This window comes from Shinella sp. (assembly GCF_052438155.1).
GTDB lineage: Bacteria > Pseudomonadota > Alphaproteobacteria > Rhizobiales > Rhizobiaceae > Shinella.
In genome coordinates, this window is the sequence record NZ_JBQVPI010000004.1 from 26274 (window position 1) to 45362 (window position 19089).

The following is a 19089-nucleotide window of genomic DNA, read 5'->3' on the forward strand; positions in this document are numbered from 1 at the left end:
CCAAAGCTGCGAATGCAGGTAATATCGCATTCGCGGCTTTGAAGCCCATCACGAGATCCGCATGAGACCCCTCCGCTTCGCCGCCGTCGGCGACAATTGCATCGACCGTTTCCGCCCGCCCCTCTCGCAGTCGCTTGTCGGCGGCAATGCGGTGAATGTCGCCGTGCAGCTCGCCCGCCTCGGCCGGAAGTCGCTCTACTTCGGTGCCGTCGGCCCCGATGCGGCCGGCAGGCGGACACGCGCATTGCTCGCGGCAAATGGCGTCGACGTGACATATCTTGGCGAGCGACCCGGTATCACGGCCTATACTGATGTCGACGTCCTGCCCTCCGGCGACCGCATCTTTGTCTACGAGGATTTCGGCGTGTGCGCCGGCTACAGGCCCGATGATGCAGACGTCGCCCTCCTCAAGACCATGGATCACGTCCATATCGGCTGGATGGACGATGGCGGCGCCCTGCGTCGGACGCTTGCGGCCGCGGGCGTCAGCGTCTCGCAGGACATTTCCGTCAACGCGGATCCGGCCAATCTCGGCACCGATGGTCTCTCCATTGCCTTCGCCTCGGCCGGAAGCCACGACGACGTGGCCGAAATCCTGCTGCAGCGCCTTCTCGCCGAGGGGGTGCCGCTTGCCGTCGTCACGCGTGGCGGCAAGGGCTCGTTCGCCAGCGATGGCGTGGACCGCTTCGAGATCGGCATCCGACCAGTCGATGTGGTCGATACGACCGGTGCAGGCGACAGTTTCATTGCCGGGTTTCTCTCGGCCTGCATCACCGGCCAACCACTACGGCAATGCCTTGAAGCCGGCCGCGATCAGGCGGCGCTGACCTGCACGCATGTCGGCGGGTTTCCGCAGGAGCCGCAGCCGCTGTAGGCTGTGTAAGGGGTCGCGAAAGCAAAGGCTCCTATTTCAGAACCAGCCAGCCCGAAAAGATGATGATCGCCGCGCCGGCAAGCGTGTGCATCTCGATCGGCGTTGCAAAAAGAAGCACACCGTAGAGACAGCCCCAGATGATCTGGCTGTACTGGAACGGGGCCACCACCGATGCTTCGCCGACCCGGAATGCGCGCACAAGCAGCGCATGGCCGCCGAGCATCATTGCTCCGCCGGCGATTGCAAAACCCAGGTCTGCAAGATCGATCGCGATCAATCCACCAGAGCTGGCGGCGACAACCAGGACGACCGGCGTCATGACGACCAGCAGGCTTGCAACGAGCGCCTCGTCCGTTTCTCCGACCTTCGCCCGGCGCAGCAGGATGAGCGAGAAAGCAAAGAAGACGGCCGAGCCGAGGGCGGCGGCATGGCCGAGATTGAGGGGTGCCGCGCCCGGCTTCAGGGCAACGGCCACGCCGGCAAAGCCGATCAGCACACCGGCCCAACCCACTGCGGAAAGCCGTTCGCCGAGCAGGAAGAAGCCGAGCATGGCGACGAGGATCGGCGTCAGGAAAGCTATGAGATAGGCTTCTGCCAGCGGCAGTTTTGCGAAGGCGTAGTGGATCAACAGCGTATCCACGGCAAGCAGCAGCGCGCGCCAGAAGGCAAGGCTCGGCTGGCGCGGCATCAGGCGGCGAATGCGCCCCGTGACGAAGGCGTGGAGTAGCAGCAGCACAAGCGCCGTGACGGTGATGAGGAACGTCACCTGTGGCGCCGGAATATCCGCCGCCATGATCTTCACGATGGCATCGGTTCCGGAAAAGATCGAGAAGGCCACGAGCACGAGCAGCGCAGCCCGGCTGTTCGACGGCGCGATGGGTGCGCCGTCGGTCTTTATAGCCGGCGCTTCAGCGGGCATTGAAGCGGCCGAACCGTTTCTCGATGCGGGACTGGGCATATTCCAGGCCGATCGACAGGATCCAGTAGATCATCGAGGCCGTGATCAGCATCTCGATATGGCGGAATTCGGTCTGGCCCAGGGTGCGGGCGAGATACATGATTTCCCAGACGCCGACGACCGATACAAGCGACGAATCCTTCAGCATGGCGATGAACTGGTTGCCGGTCGGCGGGATGATGACGCGCATGGCCTGCGGCAGGATGACGAGCGTCATCGTCTGTGCCGGGCTAAGGCCGAGCGCGGTGGCGCCCTCCGTCTGCCCGCGGTCGATACTCTGGATGCCGGCGCGGAAGATTTCGGTCATGTAGGCGCCGTAGCAGAGCGACAGCGCGAGGATGCCGGCCGGGACCGCGCCGATCACGTAGCCCACCTGCGGCAGGCCGAGATAGATGATGTAGATCTGCATGAGCAGCGGCAGGCCCCGGAACAGCGAGGTATAGAAGGTCGCAAGCCCGTAGATGACGCCGTTGGTCGAGAGTTTCGCAATCGCGCCGGCAAGCGCGATGATCGTGGCGATGACAATGGAAATCGCGGAAATGTAGAGCGTTGTCGTGACGCCCTGCGTGATGAGAAAGCCGACCTTCTTGGCAATGAAGGCGAAGGAGAGGTCGAAGGAATAGAAGAACAGCATCAGGAGCGAGAACAGCTCGACCCAGACGGCGACGGTCTGCTGGCGGCGCGATAGCTGGCGCAGCGCCTTCCAGTTCGCGGCTACGATAAGGGCGATCAACACCGCCGATACAAGTCGTCCGGCTGCCGGGTTCTCCCCAAGCCAGGTTGCCGAGGACGGCAGGAGATGCCCGAGCCAGGCGGAACTGACCCCGATGGAATAAAGCGCCGCCGTCACCATGGCGAGGATCAGCAGGGCCCCGGCCCTGCGCGATGTTTCAGGGTAGGTGAGTATCAGTCGACCGATCATGTTCCGCCCTTGCCTTGTTGTTCTCTGTCCGCATGCTGTCGCCGCAAACGCTTCAGGCGGCGCGCTCGCGCCACCAGTCCTGTGCCTGGAGCTTCCAATAGGTGAGCTGTGCCACCGCGAGCCCCGCAAGACCGCCGGCCCAGACGAGGCCGAACGGCTCATACAGCTTGTAGCGCTCACTCTCGCCCAGAATGCCTTCCGCGATGACCATGCCGCCGATGGCCGTCGTATTGAGGCCGTGCCCGCCGAACGCGGTGCAGTACCAGACGCCGGGGCTCATGCGCCCGATCTGGGGCATCAGGTGGCGGGCATAGGACATGAGGCCCGACCAGGCGAGCTCCGTCTTCAGGCCGGCAAGCTGCGGATAGGTGCCGACCATTTCGTCGCGCAGTTCCGTGACAAGGCCTGCCGTCGAGGCGGCATGGGTGGTGATGCGCCCGCCCCAAAGCAGGCGGCGGCCGTCGTCGACGACGCGGTAATAGTCGCCCGCCCGGCGGTTATCGCCGATCGCATTCCTGGTGGTGATCGCCGAGGCGATCAGCTCCGGCGCCTCTTCGCTCACCATGACATAGGTGGCGATCGGCAGGAAAGAGCGCTTCAGCTTGCCGTTGAGCGCGCCGGTATAGCCGCCCGTCGTGAAGACCACGTCGCGGGCTTTCACCGCGCCGCCGGCCGTCTTCACACGTTTTTCCGGACCGGAAAGATCCACGGACGTCGCTGGCGACTGTTCGCAGATACGCCCGCCAAGACGCTCGATTTCCTGCGCGATGGCACGCAGATAGTTGAGCGGGTGCATGTGAAAGGCGTTCGGATTGCGCAGCGCCTGGAAATAGCGCTCGGATTTCAGCACTGAACGCACGGCATCGCGATCCATGTATTCAAGCTCGCATCCATAGTCCCTGCGTGTCGCTTCCGCATAGGCCTTCAGGCCCGCGCCATCGTCGTAGCGCAGCACGCTCATGATGCCCGACTCAGGTTTGGCATCCACGATGCCGAGCGACTGGATGTTTTCGCGAATGAATTCCATGCCTTCGACGGAAAGCTGGTGAAGCTGGCGCGCCGCGCTCTTGCCGACGACACGCGCGATATCGTCGCCGCCCGTTGCATAGCCAGGCCCAACGAAACCGCCATTGCGTCCGGAGGCGCCGAAACCGATGCTTTCGGCCTCCAGAACCGTGACGCGCTTGCCGGCGCGGGCAAGCTGCAAGGCGGCCGAAAGGCCGGCAAGGCCGCCGCCGACGATGACCGCGTCGCATTCGACCGTGCCCGAAAGGGCGGCGCGCGTCGTCTGGTCCGCCATGGTGCGTTTGTAATAGGTGTCCGGATAGGCCATGCGCATGCTCCCCATAGAATATCAGGGGCGCGGACGAGAAATCCGCCCGCGCCGGCAGTTCGTCAGTCGGCGCTGTAGTCCTTGCCGTACCACTTGGTGGTGAGCGTGCCGAGCGTGCCGTCCTTCTTCATCTCCTCGATGATGCCGCCGACCTTGGCGGTCCATTCCGGATCGACCTTTTCGGCGATGACGACGAGCGGCTCGCGGAAGGCATAGTCGCCATCCAGAACGCGCAGCGGGTAGCCGTTCTTGATGGCGTTGAGCGCGGTCTGTTCCGGCGCGATCACGGCATCGAGACGCACACCGGCGCCAAGGCGCAGGTCATCGAAGGGCAGCATGGAATCGGCGAAAGTGCGAACCTCGCCCGGCTCAAGCTTGTATTCGATCGGCGGCAGGCCCGGCGCATCGATTTCCAGCTTGCGGTTGATGAAGTCTTCCGACGTCGTCGCCGTCTCGACACCGATGACCTTGCCGTTAAGATCGGTGACGGTCTTCGCGCCGCTGTCCTTGTGCACGACGTAGACATAGGGGCTGTAATAATAGATGCCAACGAAGTCGATGACCTGGGCGCGCGCCTTGGTGGGCGTTACGGAGCCGACGCCGAGATCGTAACGGCCCTGCCAGCGGCCGCCCGTCAGCGTCGCCCAGTCCGGGGTATCGAAGGTGACCTCGACGCCGAGTCGCTTGGCGATCTCGCGCGACACGTCGATGTCGAAGCCAACCATCTCGTTGCTGTCGTCCAGATAGCTCTGGGGCGGCCAGCCGCTGTTGGTGGCGACGACCATCGCCTTCTTTTCCATGACGCGGTCAAGCGTCTCGCCGGCCTGGGCAGAGACGGCGGCTGCGACGAAAGCGGCACCTACGGCCAGTCGCATGAAGAGCGTTTTCATGTGGTCCTCCTTTTGATCCGTTACCGGAATCCCCGTTTATGTAAGATGTCTGACAACAAAGTGTGTCAGTTGGGATGTTTCGGAGTCAAGGGCGCAGAAGGCCAGAAGTCATGAAACGATGAGATGAGCCCATAGAATTCCGTGATGACTCAGCCAATCAACAACGACACGGTTCGCCACGCGATTCAGTGCAGTTGTCGTACATCTTTGCCCGAGCCTACGGAAAGTGCCGGGGGCGACACGGCCCATGATCGGGCTGTGCGACTGCCTGCTTCACCTGTCATGTTGGTTCGAGGAAATCCGTCAAGCGGCCTCGCCCTGACGCTGCCAGTCGAAAGCGCCGGGTTCTTCGCGGAAGGCAAATCGGACAAGGTGCGATTCGATGACCGACTGGCCCCAGCCGAGGCTCTCCTCATCGTCCGCCTTCACGGTCATGCGCAAACCGTCCGCATCCGCATCCAGTGTGGCGACGCCACGGTCGAAGCGGCATTCGCCGCGATTGTCCGAGTAGGTGACCTCAACCTTGTGGGCGAAGTGCTTGCACAATTGCACCAGATATTTCGAGCCGTGCTCGGTGTTCAAATAGGCGACGGATTCGATCATACCTTTTCCTCTCATCCTTGGACTGCGGCGGAACATTTGCACGCAGTTAAAACATAACCTTCATACTCATGTTTTTCGACAAGAAAAGCCGGGTGCCAAGGCCGATTCTCAGATGCCGGCCAGATGATGACCCGGCAGGAAGCATCGCGTTGCCGTCAATTCAGCCGCTGTTCCGTTTCCGCGTCGAAGACGTGAAAGGCGTCGGGATCGGCGCTGAGCACGATCTCGTCGCCAGCCTGAAGCTTCGTAGAGGCTGGAAGGGCTGCAACGATGCGCTGGTTGCCGACCATCGCGGTCACGACCAGTTCCGGGCCGGTCAATTCCGCGACCTCGCAGCGCGCCGAGAGCGACAGGACACCGTCGGTTTTTCCGATTGCCTCCGGTCGGATGCCGAGAACGAGCCGGCGGCCCGGAGCGATGGACTCCAGTCCCGGCACTGACACAACGATATCCGTACCGTCAACGCGGAGACCGCCCTCACCCGCGGTCGCTGCCAGCAGATTCATCGGCGGCGCACCGACGAAGGTAGCGACGTAAAGCGTCGCCGGCCGGTTGTAGATGTTTTCCGGCGTGTCGAGCTGTTCGATGCGGCCGTTGCGCATCACCGCGATGCGGGTCGCAAGCGTCATCGCCTCGATCTGGTCGTGCGTGACGTAGACGACCGTCGTCCGGGTCATCTGGTGCAGGCGCTTCAGTTCGGTGCGCATTTCCATGCGCAGTTTCGCATCGAGGTTGGAAAGCGGTTCGTCGAAGAGAAAGATTTTCGGATTGCGCACCAGCGCCCGGCCGATCGCCACGCGCTGGCGCTGGCCGCCGGAAAGCTGGCCGGGTTTACGTTCCAGAAGGTTTTCGATCTGCAGGAGCTTTGCGGTCTCTTGCACCGCGCGGTCACGCTCCGCCTTTTCGACTTTGCGCATTTCAAGCCCGAAGCCGATGTTCCGGTGCACGGTGAGATTGGGGTAGAGCGCATAGGACTGGAACACCATGGCGATGTCGCGATCCTTCGGATGCACGCCGACGATGGAGCGCTCGTCAATGCGGATATCGCCGCTCGTCGGCTCGGCAAGGCCGGCAATGATGTTGAGCAATGTGGACTTGCCGCAGCCGGATGCCCCGAGCAGCACGAGGAACTCGCCGCTTTCCAGCGCAACGTCGATTCCCTTCAGCGTCTCGATAGCGCCGTAGCTCTTGCGGATAGCGTTGATGGTCAGCGTGCTCATGCGAGGGCTTCCTGCACGGTCGGTGCGTAGCGTCTGGGATGGGTCGAAATGGCGCATGAGGCGACGCGGGTGCCGGCCGCAAGGCTTTCCTCGAGCCCGTTGCCGGCGGCGAAGGCGGCCAGGAAGGCCGCGTTAAACACGTCCCCGGCGCCGATCGTGTCGATGACCGTCACCCGGGGTGCCTCGGCGCGAAAAACCTTGCCGTCAGCATCGAGAGCAATCGCGCCGTTCGGCCCGCTTTTCACCACGACGATGGCATCCGTCGGCATGCCCCGGCGAAGGATGGACGCCGCCTCGGTCGGGTCGGAAACACCGGCGAGGTTTGTCGTCTCCACCTCATTGAGCAGGGCGATGCGGCAGCGCGACAGCCAGCGTCTGGCCGCCGCCTTGTTTTGCTCGGTCCAGCCCGCCAGCGGCCAGCCGGTATCGAGGGCGACGGCGATGTCGTGGCGATCCGCCCAGTCGAAGAAACGGTCGTAGTCCTCCACCAGCTTGTCGGTGAGGAAAGAGCCGCAGAGCAGTGCGATGCCGCCGGCAAGACGCGGGCCGTCGAGCACGGCGAAAACATCCTCCAGGCTGAAGAGCGGCAGATGGCCCCGCGTCGTGAAGAAGGTGCGTTCACCGTCCGGATGGGTGATGCCGACCGAGAGCGTCGTGCTTTCGCCATGCACCGGCCAGTTCTCGGCATGCGTACCAAAACTCTCCGCGAGCCAGGTTCCGAAGCGGTCGCTGCCGATGCTTGCGGCTATCTCGAAGGGCGTGCCGAGGGCGAGCCACGCAAGGGCTGCATTGCCGGCCGAACCGCCGACGCGCAACTCGTCATGGTCGACGATGATTTCCGTGCCAGGCTGCGGCCAGGGCGCGGCCGGGCCCATGATCAGGTCGATATTGACGTTTCCAATGACGGCAAGCGGTTTCACTCATTCACTCCGGGTAATCTTGCTGGAGCGCACCGGCGTTCCGGCATCGGCAACGCGTGCGGCGGCAAAGGCGATCATCAGGCGCTGTGCCGTCGGCAGCATGGCGAAGACAGCGGCAAGCCCTGTCAGCGGCGGAAAGGTAATCGTTGCCGCGCCGGCGACCGGCGGGTGGCCGCAGGCATCGAAGACCACGAGCTTGGCGCCGGCCGCGACCACGGACGTCGCCATGGCCGTTACGAGATCGGCCGTCTCATCATCGCTGCGGAACAACACGACGCCCATTTCCGGCGACAGCATTTCCATCGGCCCGTGCCGCAACTGGCCGCCTTCCAGCGAGAAGCACGGCACGCGGGAGAGTTCTGTAAAGCCGAGTGCAATGGCCTCCGCAAGACCCTGCAGCCGCCGCCCGGATGTCACGACAGAGCGGACGCCGGAAAGGGCGGCAAGAGCCTCGTCTATGGCGGGTTCCAGCGGGTTCTCCAGCGCATCGACAGCCTGCGAGGCATCTTCGCCCAGCGCTTCAAGGATGGCGAGGTGCAAGGCGAAACTCACCGTCAGGCTTCGCGTCGCGGCAAAGGCCTGTTCGGTACCGCCGTGGCCCACTAGGCAAGGGGCGGTGCGGGCGAGGAAGGAGCCGGTTTCGAGCGTGAAGCCGAAAGTCTCGGCACTGCCGCTGGTCTCCTCGAACCAGCGCAGCACTTCCGCGCTTTCACCGGATTGCGAGGTGATGAAGACAGTGCGGCCGTCAAGCGACAACGGCGCGCCGAGCTGTTCGGACAGCGGCAGGGCGATCGCGTCGATGCCGAGCAGGCGGTAGAGCGGCTCGACGGCTCGGCCGACGGCGTGCGAGCCGCCCATGCCGAGCAGCAGCAGCCTGCCGGTGCGTTTCAGGCTTGCGGCTGCTTTGGCCGCCACTTCGCCATTGGTGCGGAAGGAGGCAAGCGCATCGGCGTGCTGCCGGGCCATTTCCCGATCGATGGCGAGAAGGCCCTCCGGTCGTGTCGTCGTCATGGTCATCCTTTCACACCGCCGCTGGTGAGGCCCGAGATCAAGGCCCGTTGCATGAGGAGGCCGACCAGGACCGGCGGCAGTGCGGCAAGCACGCCGGCCGTGGCGATCAGCCCGTAATCGGAAACACGACCGCCGGCGAGGTCGGCAATGGTCACCGTCAAGGTTCGTGCGCGCTGGTCCGAGGTGAAGAGCAGCGCATAAAAGAACTCGTCCCACGCGAGCAGGAAGGCGAACAGCGCCGAGGTGGCGACGATCGGCATGGCGAGCGGCAGGGTAACGATGCGCAGCGTGGCAAAGAGGCTCGCACCGTCCATCATCGCGGCCTGCTCGATCTCGCGAGGAATGCCGTCGAAGCCGGATTTCATGAGCCAGGTCGTGAACGGGGCAAGGATGCTGAGATAGACGAGTGCCAGACCGAAGACGGAGTTGAGCAGCCCCAGGGCTGCGAGTGCCATGTAGAGCGGCACGGCCAATGCGACCGGCGGCAGCATGTAGGTGGCGATCACCAGCGACAGCGACCAGCCGATCGAGGGCGTGCGCGAGACGGCCCACCCCGCCGGAACGGCAAGCGCGATAGCCGCGATCGTCGCCATGCTGGCGACCAGGATGCTGTTGACGAGCGAGGCGGTGAAGGCAGCGCCGGCACTGTTCGGGATGGTCGACAGCAACGTGGCATAGCGCGAGAAATCGACCGTGCTCGGCCACCAGCGCAACGGTTTTTCGACGAGATCGGCTGCTGGCGAGATGCTCATGACGAAGAGCCAGAAGATCGGAGCGAGAATGACTGCGGCAAACAGAAGGGCTGCGACATGGATCAGAATGGAGGCAAGTCGGCTGCGATGTTCCATCAGGCGGCACTCCCGGCGGCGCGGCGCACCAGCATGCCGTAGCCGATCGCCAGCACCGTCACGATGAGCGTGACGACAAGGGCGAGCGAAGCCCCCGAACCTGCGCGCTGGAAGGAGAACGCCTCCTGATAGACGAGGATCGACAGGGTGCGCGTCGAGTTGGCAGGGCCGCCGCGCGTCATCACCCAGATGATGTCGAACACCTTGAAGGCCTCGATCGTGCGCAGCACGAGCGCCACCATCAGCGGGCCGGCAAGATAGGGCAGGATGACGAAACGAAAGCGGGCGAAGGAGCCGGCACCATCGACCAGCGAGGCGGAGGTAATGTCGCGCGGCACGGCCTGAAGGGCGGCGAGTGCAATGAGGGCGACGAGCGGAAAATTCTTCCAGCAATCGGCGACGATCAGCGCCGTCATTGCCGTGCCGGGTTCGCCGAGCCAGGAGCGGTAACTGTCAAGCAGGCCGATCTGGGTCAGCGCCGCATTCAGCGCGCCGTATTCCGGATTGTAGATGAGCCGCCACAGGGTCGCGTTGACGACGGTTGGCAGAGCCCAGGGCAGGATCAACAGCGCGCGCAGCACCGTGCGGCCATAGAACTGCTGGTTCAGCAGCAGGGCAGCAAGAACGCCGATCACCATTTCCGCCGTCACGGACACTACGGCAAACCAGGTGGTCGCCCAGAGAGCACGCTGGAAGTTGCTGCTGCCCAGCATTTTCAGGTAGTTGTCGACGCCGACGAAATTGCCGGAAGCTCCGACCAGCTTGGCATCGGTGAAGGACAGCCGGACCGTGTCGATCATCGGCCAACCGATCACGGCGAGCATGATTATCAGAAGCGGCAGCATGAGAAGCCATGCCCGGGTGGTCATCCAGGTGCCGGACATAGCGTCCTCGTCATCGATTGTCGGGAAGGAAAGTGTGCGGGCGACCGGAGCCGCCCGCAAGGCGTGATTATCAGAGGCCGCTGTTTTCTGCGGCGGACTTCAGCGCGTCTTCGGGCGACGCCTGATCAAGCAGAGCCTCCTGAATGGCCTGCTGGAGCGCCGTGGACAGTTCCTGATACTTCGCCGTCGTCGGACGCGGATACATCGCGGCAAGGCCGAGCTTGGCGGCGGCGATCAGCTCTTCCTGGCCGGCGGTGACGGCCGGATCTTCGTAGGAGGATGCCCAGATCGGCAGGCTGAGCTTCGCATAGGCGTTCTGCGTCTCCTGCGAGGTCATGTGCACGATGTACTTCCAGGCCTCATCGGGATTCTTGCTCGTCGTGGTGACGCCGAGGCCCATCGAGCCGTTGACGGCCGAAACCGTGCTCTTGCCCTCGACGCCCGGCGCCGGCACGACACCGACCTTGCCGGCAACCTTGCTGTCCTTGCCGCCATTGGCCATGTTGTACATGTAGGTCCAGTTCAGTGCGAAGGCCGCCTCGCCGTTCTGGAAGACGTTGCGCACGTCCTCTTCCAGGAACTCCTTGGAGTTGGGATTGGTGAGGCCGGACTTGTAGCTGTCGACCATGTACTTCAGCGCGTCGAGACCGCCGCCTTCAGTAAAGGCCGGTTTGCCGTCCTTCAGGAACTCGCCGCCATAGGCACTGACCAGCGTGGTGTAGTCGCAGATCGCGGCTTCGGCCTGCGACCAGCTCCAGGCGATCGGCGTCGCCAGCAGGCCCTTGTCCTTGATGATCTTGGCCTGATCGTTGAGTTCGGCCCAGGTCTTCGGCGGTGACTTGATGCCGGCCTTTTCGAGGATTTCCTTGTTGTAGAACAGGTATTTCGTGTCGAGGATCCAAGGCATGCCGTAGGACTTGCCGTCATAATTGACGGTCGTCCAGGCGCCCGGCAGCACGCCCTTCTTCATGTCGTCGGTAATGCGCGAGGAAACGTCGACGAGCACGTTGTTCGTCGCATATTCGGCCGGCCAGATCACGTCGAACAGCACGACGTCATAACCACTGCCGGACCCTTGCGCGAGCACCGCCTTGTCGTGCAGGCCCTCGTAGGGAACGAATTCGAGGTTCACCTTGACGTCCGGGTTCGCCTTGCTGAAGGCGTCGGTCATGGCACGCACATCGGCTTCGCTATAGGCGGCCTGCGCCATGAAAAGCGCGTTGAGTGTGGTTTCCGCAAAGGCGTGCGGCGCCGAAACGGCCGCTATCAGCGCCGCGCCAAGCAGGGATTTCTTGATTGATTTCAACATGTCTTCCTCCGGTTTGCTTCTTGATTGCGAAAGTGACGGAAAGGCGCCTGTCGTTGTGGGAGCCGGTCCGTGGTTCGTGTTCCCTGGAACTCTTTGGTCCCTATTAAGTCAAATGGCTTGACTTAAGTGTTCTGTATTATTCAAATGGTGTCAAGAGGGAATTGCCGATGCATGATTTGCGGACGATCCGTGCCAAAAGCGGGACCAATCAGGAAGGCACGAGCGCGCATAACCGGCGCGTCATCATCGAGGCCATCCGCCTGAACGGACCGCTGTCGCGCGCCGATCTCGCCCGCGCCACCCGGCTGACCAAACAGACGATTTCCAACCTCATCGAAAGCCTTGAAGCAGACGGGCTCGTCGCCTCGCAAGAGGTGGTTCGCGGCGCGCGGGGGCAGCCTTCGACGCCCTACCGGCTGGTTCCGGAGGGCGCCTTTGCGCTCGGCGTGCAGATCGACCGTCACCTGACGCGTGTCGTCGCCGTCGACCTGATGGGCCACGAAGTGGCGCGTGTCGTGGCAAACCTACCGCCCGGCGGCCCGGCGGAGGGCAGCAAGCTCATTCTCCACCTGATCGATACCGTTCGCCGCGATCTAGTCGCCCGCTTTCCGGAGTCCGTGCACCGGCTTGCCGGCCTGGGGGTCGCCATGCCGGGCCCGTTCGGGTTGCCGCCTTCAGATGACGACACCTGGATGATGGCGCAGTGGCAATCCTTTCCGCTCGTGGAAACGTTGGCGGCCGGCACGGGGCTTGTCACCAGCCTGCAGAACGATGCGACGGCCTGCGCGACGGCGGAAAGAATGAATGGGGCCGCCGATGGCCTCGATCATGCCGTCTGTATCTATTTCGGCTATGGTATCGGCGCTGGCCTCATCCTCGGCGGAGAACTTTATACCGGCAGCAACAGCAATGCGGGCGAGATCGGCATGGTGCTGTTTTCGCGGGGCGGCACCCAGTCGCCGCTCGAGCATCGCGCCTCCCTCGCCTCGCTGTTCCAGCATCTCGGCCTCGATTCGGCGACCACCGAAGCCTATGCCGACGTCGAGCGGCTCACACTTGCTGGGGATCCGCGCATCCTTGATTGGATAGCCGGCGCCGCTGCCGACATGCGGCAGGCGGTGCATATGGTCGAAACGATTTTCGACCCGCAGACGGTGATTCTTTCCGGTAGCGCGCCAAGCCCGCTCGCAAATCGGCTGTTTGAGGCGATGTTCCCCCTCCTCCCGTCGAACGCCGACCGGCCCGACCGCAGTCTGCCGCGCCTGCAGATCGGCATGATCGGCCCCTGGGCGGTAGCGCTTGGCGCAGCGGCCGAGCCGATCCGCCGCGCCTTCGACCCGCGCTTTTCGGCGATCTTGAAAGACGCCCCATAGGCGATGCGCGCTTGGTTGACATGGACAGGGCCATTGCTCATTTCTCAGGCATTTGCCGCCTGAGAGAGGCCAAACCAGCGGCTTCTGCAGTTTATTTGCACGAGCGTACCGGAATCGCCGAATCAGACCTTCCCTGCATTTCGGCAACATCCTACTGGGATATCACTCGCGCAACCCGCGAGCTTCCCCGCGTCATTGGGAGCCAAACCGTGGCGCTTGCTGCCCCGCTTCGTGCGGGGCTCTTTTTTTGTGCTCACCCCGGAAAACTCCTCGGAAATGCTTGGCGCAGCAGGGCCATGGCCGTCTTGTGCAGGGCGTCCGAGCGGGCCATGTCGGGGTTGAACGTGTCCCAGTACCAGGCGCCCTGAACGAGATAGTTCAGACCCTCGGCGAGCGTATCGGTATCCACGCCCTCGTAGCCGCCATCCAGCGCCACCTCGGCCAGCAGCGCGCGCGACTGGGCGAGATAGGCCTGGTCGCTCGGCAGGCTGATCAGGCGGTCGAGTTGCATGGTCTGCCGATCGCTGCCGAACAGCACCCAGACCGAAACCCAGTCCGGATGCTGGTTGCGGAAATGCCGGGCGCAGTCGATGGAGGCGACGACGCGTTCAGCGGCCGAAAGACCGGGCTTGTTCACCGTCTCCTCCCAGAGCCGCGCGAACTGTTCGTCCAGATATTCGAGAACCGCGCGAAAAAGCTTTTCCTTCGAACCGAAGTGAAACACCACTAGCGCATTGGAGGAACCGATCTCACGCGCGATGCGCTGCATGGTGACACCGGCAATCCCCTCCTCTGCGATGAGGCGGATGGTGGTGTCGATGATGCGCTGTGCACTTGCCTGCCCGCGCAGATGGCGACGATCCTGCCTGCCGGCCTTGGTCATCGGCGTGGAGGCGTCCGCATCGTCGTTCGGCGCCGGAGCGGCTTTCGGTGTCTTCAACGCATCGCCCCAGGTTCGCGTGGTCCGCCCTTATCGAATGACGAACCGTCGTGGTCAACGGCTGCCGGCTAGGCGGCGTTCGGCAGGTCGAAATCGAGCGTCCACTTGTCGCCGATCAAGCGGTCATATTGCGGGGGGTCGAAGCGCTCGAAGCCACCACCGGGATAGAGCGTCAATTCGCCGAGCTTGATCCAGTCGTCGCTGGCATAGAGGTCGATGCGCAGGAAATCGAAGCCGCGGCCGATGGTCTGGGCAACGCGCATCATTTCGTCGAAACGGGCCGGCTTCGGTACCTCGCCCGGATAGAATGTCAGATAGTCGGGATCGTGGAACGGCAGCTTCACCCAGTCGGGCGTGTAGTGGCACGCATAGCCCTCGCCATCAACCCGCAGATTGATCTCGATATGCGACACGACGCCGTCGAAGGTGAAGAAGCGGTAGTCCCACGGCACGCCGCCATCGACGACGAGCATGGCCTCTATGAGGACCTGCGGCTTCACACCGCTATAAGCCCATTCGCGATTGTAGTGGGCATGATCGAGCTGCAGCCATGCCGGCGCGGGGTTTTCCGCAAGCAGCCGCTGGATATCGTCCTGCGTATAAAGGAACCGCCCCTGCGCGCTGGCATGGGTGGGTTTTACCACGGCCGGCAAGGGAACCGCCGTCCAATCCACCGTCGAAAGATCCGTACCGACCCAATAGGTCGGCGTCACATAGGCCGGCCCGAGCTTTTCGGCAACGAAGGGCTTCACGGCGGCCTTGTCGACCAGCGTCGCATAGACCGGCTTGCGATCGTAGAGTTTGCGCGCCTGCACCTTCTCGCAAAACGTCCTTGGCTGGTCGATATCCGGCCATTTACCCTTGATGACCCAGTATTTCAGCTTGAGGTACGGCTTGTCCGGCAGCGGCTTGATCACGCGCCAGATCAGGTGATGGAACATCTCCTTGAGCGTCCGCTGCTGATAGCCGGGGACAAGGAACGTCTCCTTGCGCTCCGGTTTCTCCATCATCGCCCCCACCGCCTTTATTTTGCCACGCTCCACCAATGCCCGGCTTTATTTAATGCAAAGTTATCTTTTCGTGAGAAAAGGGCGAATGACCAGCATCCTCGGCTCTTCCTTGCTCAATTTGGCGGCAACACTCGTGTCGCTGATGGCAGGCTTCCTCGTCAGCGTCATAAACGCACGCGTGCTCGGCCCGGCCGGCTCGGGCACGGTCGCCTATGCCATGTGGGTGGTCGTCTGCGCCGCGGCGCTTGCGGACCGGGGTTTTCCACAGATGGTGCTGCGCTACGTAGCAGCGTTGCGTGACCAGGGCGAGGCTGCGTGGCAGCCGGTTGTGCGGCAGGCTTTCCGGTCGTTCCTGCCCGTCGTGCTGGTGGTCTTCCTGCTGCTGCTTGGTTATGGCCTCTACCACCGTACGCTGGATCGCCCTGCCCCGTGGATCTGGATCGCCGCGAGCGTGCTTTTCCTTGCCTATGTCTTTTCCGCTTTCTCCGCCGCCGCGGCGCGCGGGCGCGGGCGCTTCGGCGAGGTTGCGGCCATCACCGCCGTCGGCAGCCTTTTTCAGATACCGCTTGTCTTCATCGGCGCGTTGCTTGTGGGACCGGGCGGCGCCTTTCTCGGCATGCTGACCCGCTACCTGCCGCAGGCTCTCAGCCTGCCAAAACACCTCGGCCGCCGCTCCGCGTCGGACGCCACCGCCCTGTCGCCCGAAATGCAGGGCTACCGCCGCAGCATGTGGGCGAGCGACGCAATCGACATCGTCCTGCTCACCCGCATCGAGTACCTCGTCATCGGCTACTTCCTGGCGGATGCGGATATCGGCTATTTCGCCGCCGCAGTGGTGTTTGCGGGCCTGGTGGGCCAGATGACCCTGCAACTGTCACCCGCCTTCCTCGTCGGTCTTACGGCGCGTGCTTCCAGTGAAGGCACGTCCGGTCCACCCACGGAACTCTACAGGAACAGCCTGCGGCTGACCGCCCTCTTCATGATGCCGCTCGGCCTTGGCGGGGCTGCCGTCGTCGGCCCGCTCGTTCCCCTCGTTTTCGGCGCAGACTTTGCGCCGGCTGCAAATGCCGCCGTGCTGTTCATGCTGGCTTCCGTGCCGGCCGGGATCGCCGTGGTGCCCTGGGCCTATCTCGCGGCCGGAGCACGGGGGCGGACCTTGATGCATGTGACGCTTTTTTCCGCCGCGCTGATTTTCGCCCTGCTTTTCGTCGTCGTGCCGGCCGCGGGCATTTTGGGTGCGGCAGTGGTCCGGGTCCTGTCGGAGGCGCTGACGCTGGCGTTTTTGCTGAGGGCTGCAAGCAGCCATGGCGGTCCTACTGCGCCCTGGAGTGCGCTTTTGCGCACGCTGGTGGCCGCAAGCGCATGCGGCGTGGCAGCGTTTTCCGTCACGACCGTGGTGCCGGGCGCCATCGGGATTGTTGTGGCTATTGGTACGGGTGCTCTCGTCTACCTGGTGGCAATCCGCCTGCTCGGCCTCATCGCCGCAGACGAGGCAACGCGTATATTCCAGATGGTTGAAGCACGCCTGCCGGGGTCGCTCCGCCCCCTTGCCCAGCGGCTTGTCGGGTTGATCGCCGCATCTCCGGCGAGGAATGGCTAAGCCTCTTGCGGAAACACCGTGGCGAGCGTCTGTGCCGCCACATCCTCCCAGCTGAGGATGCCGAGACGGTAGGACCTATCGTGCGGCCAGCCGAGTGCCGTGTCGATGATTGCCCGCCAATCGTTGGCGGCATCGAGGGAATAGGTGATCTCGTTGCCGCGGGATACGGGAATGATATCCGGAAGCACGACGGGGAGCAGGCAATAGCCGTATTGCAGCAGCTTGAGGCTCGATTCCGCCAGATAGACTTCGCTGGTGTTCACCTTGTATGGCGCAAGGCCTATATCGGCATGCCGGATATAGGCGGCCAGCGTCTCGAATGACTGCTCGCCATGAACCTCGATATTGGCAGGCGCATCCCCGCGCCACTTGATGCCGAAGAGATGGAACGTCACTTCCGGCGCGACGGCAGCCATCTGTTCCACGGCGGCCTGGTCGAACAGCATGTCGCCGACGGCAACCGCGTTGCGGGTGCCCTGCGCATAGGGCGAGACCTCCGCTTTATCGAAGGCAGCCCCTTCTATGCCTTGCGGAACAAAATTCACCTTGCCACCGGGCGGAAGCATTTCGCCAAGGTGGCGCGACGGAACGCAGACGCTGTCGAACAGATCTACGACCCGGCGCTCGGTTTCGCAAAGATAGGGCGCTGCCCCCACGCTGCGCAGGAGGTCGCGGCAGAAGTAGAGCAATTTCGCCTTTGGATTCAGGCGCCTGAGAAGTGGCACGAAGGCGATCGGCGTACCACTCTCGATGACCACGAGATCAGCGTCCTTGATCTTCTGTGCCACGAATCCGGGAAGAAAACGTCCGTAGAGCGCGAAAAGCGGTTTCACCGCCGCATTGACGAGCGGATTGGACGTGCTGAAGGCGTGGACCGGCGGCAGATAGGCGCCGGCATGAAGATGCGGCTCAATCTCGGCATATCGATTGCCTTGCGTGCGGCGTAGCGCCTCCAACCGCGCCTTCTGCTTGAAGCGGCTCAGCCCGCTATGGCCGACTGTCGTGAAAAACACGTCATGACCGGCGGCTGCCCAATTGCGCGCAACAAAATGAATGCTCGCCTTCCTGAAACCGTCGAGGAAGACGTGCGACGTCAAGACGACGATTTTTCTGGCATGCATGATCGGCTCTTCCATGATCGACGCATCACGGGTGGCGTGTTTTGAATGGCTTTGCCCCATGGCCGGGCAAATTAGAGGGGGCAGCCTTAATATTGCTGGAACATGCTCCGCAAGTTCTTACAACCGCAAAATCATTCGGCGTCCGCAATCTCGACCGGCGGCTGGGCGGGTCCTTCGGCCGGAACGCCCGGATTTCGCTCGGTTCGGTCGCGATGCAGCGCCGCGCGGGCAAGCAGCATGAGCGTGACGGGCGTGGTGACCGTCACAAAGATACCGATCAAAATTTCGTGAACGACCGGCCGCGTAGAGAGCACGGTGAAGAAAATCATCGAGGCCATGACGATGCCGCCCGTGCCCCAGCTAGTGCCGAGCGTCGGAGCATGGATGCGCTCGTAGAAAGTCGGCAGGCGAACGAAACCGATCGTGCCGATCAACGCAAGACTGGCGCCGATGACCAGGAAGAAGGAAACGAGGATTGCAGCCCAGGCCGGCAGCTCGCTTGCGTGTTCGATCGTGCTCATTCGACCACCTCCCCCCGCATCAGGAATTTGGCGAGGGCCACCGTCGCGACGAAGCCGAGCATGCCGATGACCAGAGAAGCCTCGAAATAGATGACCTTGCCGGTACGGATGCCGAACACCATCAGGAGAAGCATGGAATTCACGTAGAGCGTATCGAGCGCCAGCACGCGGTCCTGCGCGCGCGGGCCGCGCGACATGCCCAGGGCGGCGAGCGCCATGGCTACGGCAAGGCAGATCTGTGCGAAGGTCACGGACCAGAGGAGGATCGTTTGGCTCATTCGAAGATCTCCATCAGCAGCGCCTCGTAGCGGGTCTTGATCAGCACGCGCCACGCCTCCTCGTCGACAAGGTCGAGCACGTGGATCAGCACCGATTTGGTCAGGGAGTTGTATTCCAGCCAGGCTGTTCCCGGCGTGCTCGTCACCACCACGGCGAGCACTGCAAGCGCCGTCGGGTTCTCGAGTTCGAGCGGCACGGTTATGAAGCCGGATTTGATGCGCTTGCTGCGCCCGGTCAGCAGGATGGAGGCGACGGCGATGTTGGAGCGCACGATGTCGTAGAGCACGATACCGACCAGCTTCGGCAGCAGATACCATTTGCGCAAACGCGGTTTGGCTGGCCGCAGTGCCGCCATGCCCCAGGAGGCGAAGACCGAAACGATGCAGCCAAGAATAAGATGGCCGAGCGTGAACCCGTTGAGGGCAAGCCACATGACGACGAGCGAGGCGCTGAGAAGCGGATAGGGCAGCATG

At 63.2% G+C, this 19089-nt stretch carries 20 protein-coding genes; 3 read left to right on the forward strand and 17 right to left on the reverse strand.

The features are described 5' to 3' along the window. Positions 1-61: 61 nt before the first annotated feature. Entirely contained in the window at positions 62-874 is an 813-nt protein-coding gene (locus ACT6VE_RS09065; protein WP_444798289.1) for a PfkB family carbohydrate kinase, read from the forward strand. Positions 875-905: 31 nt separating this feature from the next. On the opposite strand, the gene ACT6VE_RS09070 is transcribed toward ACT6VE_RS09065, so the two are convergent. The 11 genes from ACT6VE_RS09070 to ACT6VE_RS09120 form a co-directional block, all read right to left on the reverse strand. After that, positions 906-1793, reverse strand: a complete 888-nt coding sequence (locus tag ACT6VE_RS09070) for a DMT family transporter (protein ID WP_444798290.1) — start codon at positions 1791-1793, stop codon at positions 906-908. Beyond that, positions 1783-2754 carry an amino acid ABC transporter permease gene (locus ACT6VE_RS09075; protein WP_444798291.1) on the reverse strand — a complete coding sequence of 324 codons (972 nt, stop codon included), beginning with the start codon at positions 2752-2754 and terminating at the stop codon, positions 1783-1785. The genes ACT6VE_RS09070 and ACT6VE_RS09075 overlap by 11 nt, the downstream gene beginning before the upstream one ends. A 52-nt stretch (positions 2755-2806) precedes the next feature. After that, positions 2807-4087: an NAD(P)/FAD-dependent oxidoreductase gene (locus tag ACT6VE_RS09080; RefSeq protein ID WP_444798292.1), complete on the reverse strand. Its 1281-nt coding sequence runs from the start codon at positions 4085-4087 to the stop codon at positions 2807-2809. A 62-nt stretch (positions 4088-4149) separates the two neighbouring features. Beyond that, the gene (locus ACT6VE_RS09085; protein ID WP_069063000.1) at positions 4150-4977 is read right to left on the reverse strand and encodes a transporter substrate-binding domain-containing protein; all 828 of its coding nucleotides are present in this window, start codon (positions 4975-4977) and stop codon (positions 4150-4152) included. 303 nt (positions 4978-5280) lie between these two features. Next, complete coding sequence (locus ACT6VE_RS09090; protein ID WP_444798293.1) at positions 5281-5580, reverse strand: DUF2218 domain-containing protein; 300 nt, start codon at positions 5578-5580, stop codon at positions 5281-5283. Between the two features lie 155 nt (positions 5581-5735). After that, positions 5736-6800 carry an ABC transporter ATP-binding protein gene (locus ACT6VE_RS09095; RefSeq protein WP_444798294.1) on the reverse strand — a complete coding sequence of 355 codons (1065 nt, stop codon included), beginning with the start codon at positions 6798-6800 and terminating at the stop codon, positions 5736-5738. After that, positions 6797-7720, reverse strand: a complete 924-nt coding sequence (locus tag ACT6VE_RS09100; RefSeq protein WP_444798295.1) for a PfkB family carbohydrate kinase — start codon at positions 7718-7720, stop codon at positions 6797-6799. The genes ACT6VE_RS09095 and ACT6VE_RS09100 overlap by 4 nt, the downstream gene beginning before the upstream one ends. Further along, positions 7721-8737 (reverse strand): SIS domain-containing protein, encoded by a 1017-nt coding sequence (locus ACT6VE_RS09105; RefSeq protein WP_444798296.1) that lies wholly within the window; start codon positions 8735-8737, stop codon positions 7721-7723. Further along, on the reverse strand, positions 8734-9579 hold the full coding sequence (locus tag ACT6VE_RS09110; protein WP_444798297.1) for a carbohydrate ABC transporter permease: 846 nt from the start codon (positions 9577-9579) through the stop codon (positions 8734-8736). Before ACT6VE_RS09110 ends, ACT6VE_RS09105 begins: the two co-directional genes overlap by 4 nt. Further along, positions 9579-10463 carry a carbohydrate ABC transporter permease gene (locus ACT6VE_RS09115; RefSeq protein ID WP_444798298.1) on the reverse strand — a complete coding sequence of 295 codons (885 nt, stop codon included), beginning with the start codon at positions 10461-10463 and terminating at the stop codon, positions 9579-9581. The genes ACT6VE_RS09110 and ACT6VE_RS09115 overlap by 1 nt, the downstream gene beginning before the upstream one ends. A 70-nt stretch (positions 10464-10533) precedes the next feature. Next, complete coding sequence (locus ACT6VE_RS09120; RefSeq protein WP_444798299.1) at positions 10534-11772, reverse strand: extracellular solute-binding protein; 1239 nt, start codon at positions 11770-11772, stop codon at positions 10534-10536. A gap of 167 nt (positions 11773-11939) precedes the next feature. Between ACT6VE_RS09120 and ACT6VE_RS09125 the strand changes: the two genes are divergently transcribed. Next, positions 11940-13145 (forward strand): ROK family protein, encoded by a 1206-nt coding sequence (locus tag ACT6VE_RS09125; RefSeq protein WP_444798300.1) that lies wholly within the window; start codon positions 11940-11942, stop codon positions 13143-13145. A 253-nt stretch (positions 13146-13398) separates the two neighbouring features. Here ACT6VE_RS09125 and ACT6VE_RS09130 read toward each other — a convergent pair whose 3' ends face one another. Continuing rightward, positions 13399-14085 (reverse strand): TetR/AcrR family transcriptional regulator, encoded by a 687-nt coding sequence (locus tag ACT6VE_RS09130; RefSeq protein ID WP_444798301.1) that lies wholly within the window; start codon positions 14083-14085, stop codon positions 13399-13401. A gap of 68 nt (positions 14086-14153) precedes the next feature. Further along, positions 14154-15095 (reverse strand): ATP-grasp fold amidoligase family protein, encoded by a 942-nt coding sequence (locus ACT6VE_RS09135; protein WP_444798302.1) that lies wholly within the window; start codon positions 15093-15095, stop codon positions 14154-14156. Between the two features lie 85 nt (positions 15096-15180). Between ACT6VE_RS09135 and ACT6VE_RS09140 the strand changes: the two genes are divergently transcribed. Further along, positions 15181-16695, forward strand: coding sequence for a lipopolysaccharide biosynthesis protein (locus tag ACT6VE_RS09140; RefSeq protein ID WP_444798303.1), 1515 nt, complete (start codon positions 15181-15183; stop codon positions 16693-16695). Here ACT6VE_RS09140 and ACT6VE_RS09145 read toward each other — a convergent pair. From ACT6VE_RS09145 to ACT6VE_RS09160, 4 genes are all read right to left on the reverse strand, one after another. Next, complete coding sequence (locus tag ACT6VE_RS09145) at positions 16692-17816, reverse strand: GumK N-terminal domain-containing glycosyltransferase (protein WP_444798304.1); 1125 nt, start codon at positions 17814-17816, stop codon at positions 16692-16694. The two genes, ACT6VE_RS09140 and ACT6VE_RS09145, sit on opposite strands and share 4 nt — an antisense overlap. Positions 17817-17947: 131 nt before the next feature. Continuing rightward, complete coding sequence (gene mnhG, locus ACT6VE_RS09150; protein ID WP_444798305.1) at positions 17948-18337, reverse strand: monovalent cation/H(+) antiporter subunit G; 390 nt, start codon at positions 18335-18337, stop codon at positions 17948-17950. Beyond that, complete coding sequence (locus ACT6VE_RS09155) at positions 18334-18615, reverse strand: K+/H+ antiporter subunit F (RefSeq protein WP_444798306.1); 282 nt, start codon at positions 18613-18615, stop codon at positions 18334-18336. Before ACT6VE_RS09155 ends, mnhG begins: the two co-directional genes overlap by 4 nt. Next, a complete protein-coding gene (locus ACT6VE_RS09160) occupies positions 18612-19088 on the reverse strand; it encodes a Na+/H+ antiporter subunit E (protein WP_444798307.1) in 477 nt (158 codons plus the stop codon). Before ACT6VE_RS09160 ends, ACT6VE_RS09155 begins: the two co-directional genes overlap by 4 nt. Position 19089 lies beyond the last annotated feature (1 nt).

What these genes read in the sequence shown, in the direction of transcription:
- ACT6VE_RS09065 (WP_444798289.1), top strand. Translation starts at nt 62, where the DNA reads ATGAGACCCCTCCGCTTCGCCGCCGTCGGCGACAATTGCATCGACCGT.
- ACT6VE_RS09070 (WP_444798290.1), bottom strand. Translation starts at nt 1,793, where the DNA reads ATGCCCGCTGAAGCGCCGGCTATAAAGACCGACGGCGCACCCATCGCG.
- ACT6VE_RS09075 (WP_444798291.1), bottom strand. Translation starts at nt 2,754, where the DNA reads ATGATCGGTCGACTGATACTCACCTACCCTGAAACATCGCGCAGGGCC.
- ACT6VE_RS09080 (WP_444798292.1), bottom strand. Translation starts at nt 4,087, where the DNA reads ATGGCCTATCCGGACACCTATTACAAACGCACCATGGCGGACCAGACG.
- ACT6VE_RS09085 (WP_069063000.1), bottom strand. Translation starts at nt 4,977, where the DNA reads ATGAAAACGCTCTTCATGCGACTGGCCGTAGGTGCCGCTTTCGTCGCA.
- ACT6VE_RS09090 (WP_444798293.1), bottom strand. Translation starts at nt 5,580, where the DNA reads ATGATCGAATCCGTCGCCTATTTGAACACCGAGCACGGCTCGAAATAT.
- ACT6VE_RS09095 (WP_444798294.1), bottom strand. Translation starts at nt 6,800, where the DNA reads ATGAGCACGCTGACCATCAACGCTATCCGCAAGAGCTACGGCGCTATC.
- ACT6VE_RS09105 (WP_444798296.1), bottom strand. Translation starts at nt 8,737, where the DNA reads ATGACCATGACGACGACACGACCGGAGGGCCTTCTCGCCATCGATCGG.
- ACT6VE_RS09110 (WP_444798297.1), bottom strand. Translation starts at nt 9,579, where the DNA reads ATGGAACATCGCAGCCGACTTGCCTCCATTCTGATCCATGTCGCAGCC.
- ACT6VE_RS09115 (WP_444798298.1), bottom strand. Translation starts at nt 10,463, where the DNA reads ATGTCCGGCACCTGGATGACCACCCGGGCATGGCTTCTCATGCTGCCG.
- ACT6VE_RS09120 (WP_444798299.1), bottom strand. Translation starts at nt 11,772, where the DNA reads ATGTTGAAATCAATCAAGAAATCCCTGCTTGGCGCGGCGCTGATAGCG.
- ACT6VE_RS09125 (WP_444798300.1), top strand. Translation starts at nt 11,940, where the DNA reads ATGCATGATTTGCGGACGATCCGTGCCAAAAGCGGGACCAATCAGGAA.
- ACT6VE_RS09135 (WP_444798302.1), bottom strand. Translation starts at nt 15,095, where the DNA reads ATGATGGAGAAACCGGAGCGCAAGGAGACGTTCCTTGTCCCCGGCTAT.
- ACT6VE_RS09140 (WP_444798303.1), top strand. Translation starts at nt 15,181, where the DNA reads ATGACCAGCATCCTCGGCTCTTCCTTGCTCAATTTGGCGGCAACACTC.
- ACT6VE_RS09145 (WP_444798304.1), bottom strand. Translation starts at nt 17,816, where the DNA reads ATGCATGCCAGAAAAATCGTCGTCTTGACGTCGCACGTCTTCCTCGAC.
- mnhG (WP_444798305.1), bottom strand. Translation starts at nt 18,337, where the DNA reads ATGAGCACGATCGAACACGCAAGCGAGCTGCCGGCCTGGGCTGCAATC.
- ACT6VE_RS09155 (WP_444798306.1), bottom strand. Translation starts at nt 18,615, where the DNA reads ATGAGCCAAACGATCCTCCTCTGGTCCGTGACCTTCGCACAGATCTGC.
- ACT6VE_RS09160 (WP_444798307.1), bottom strand. Translation starts at nt 19,088, where the DNA reads ATGCTGCCCTATCCGCTTCTCAGCGCCTCGCTCGTCGTCATGTGGCTT.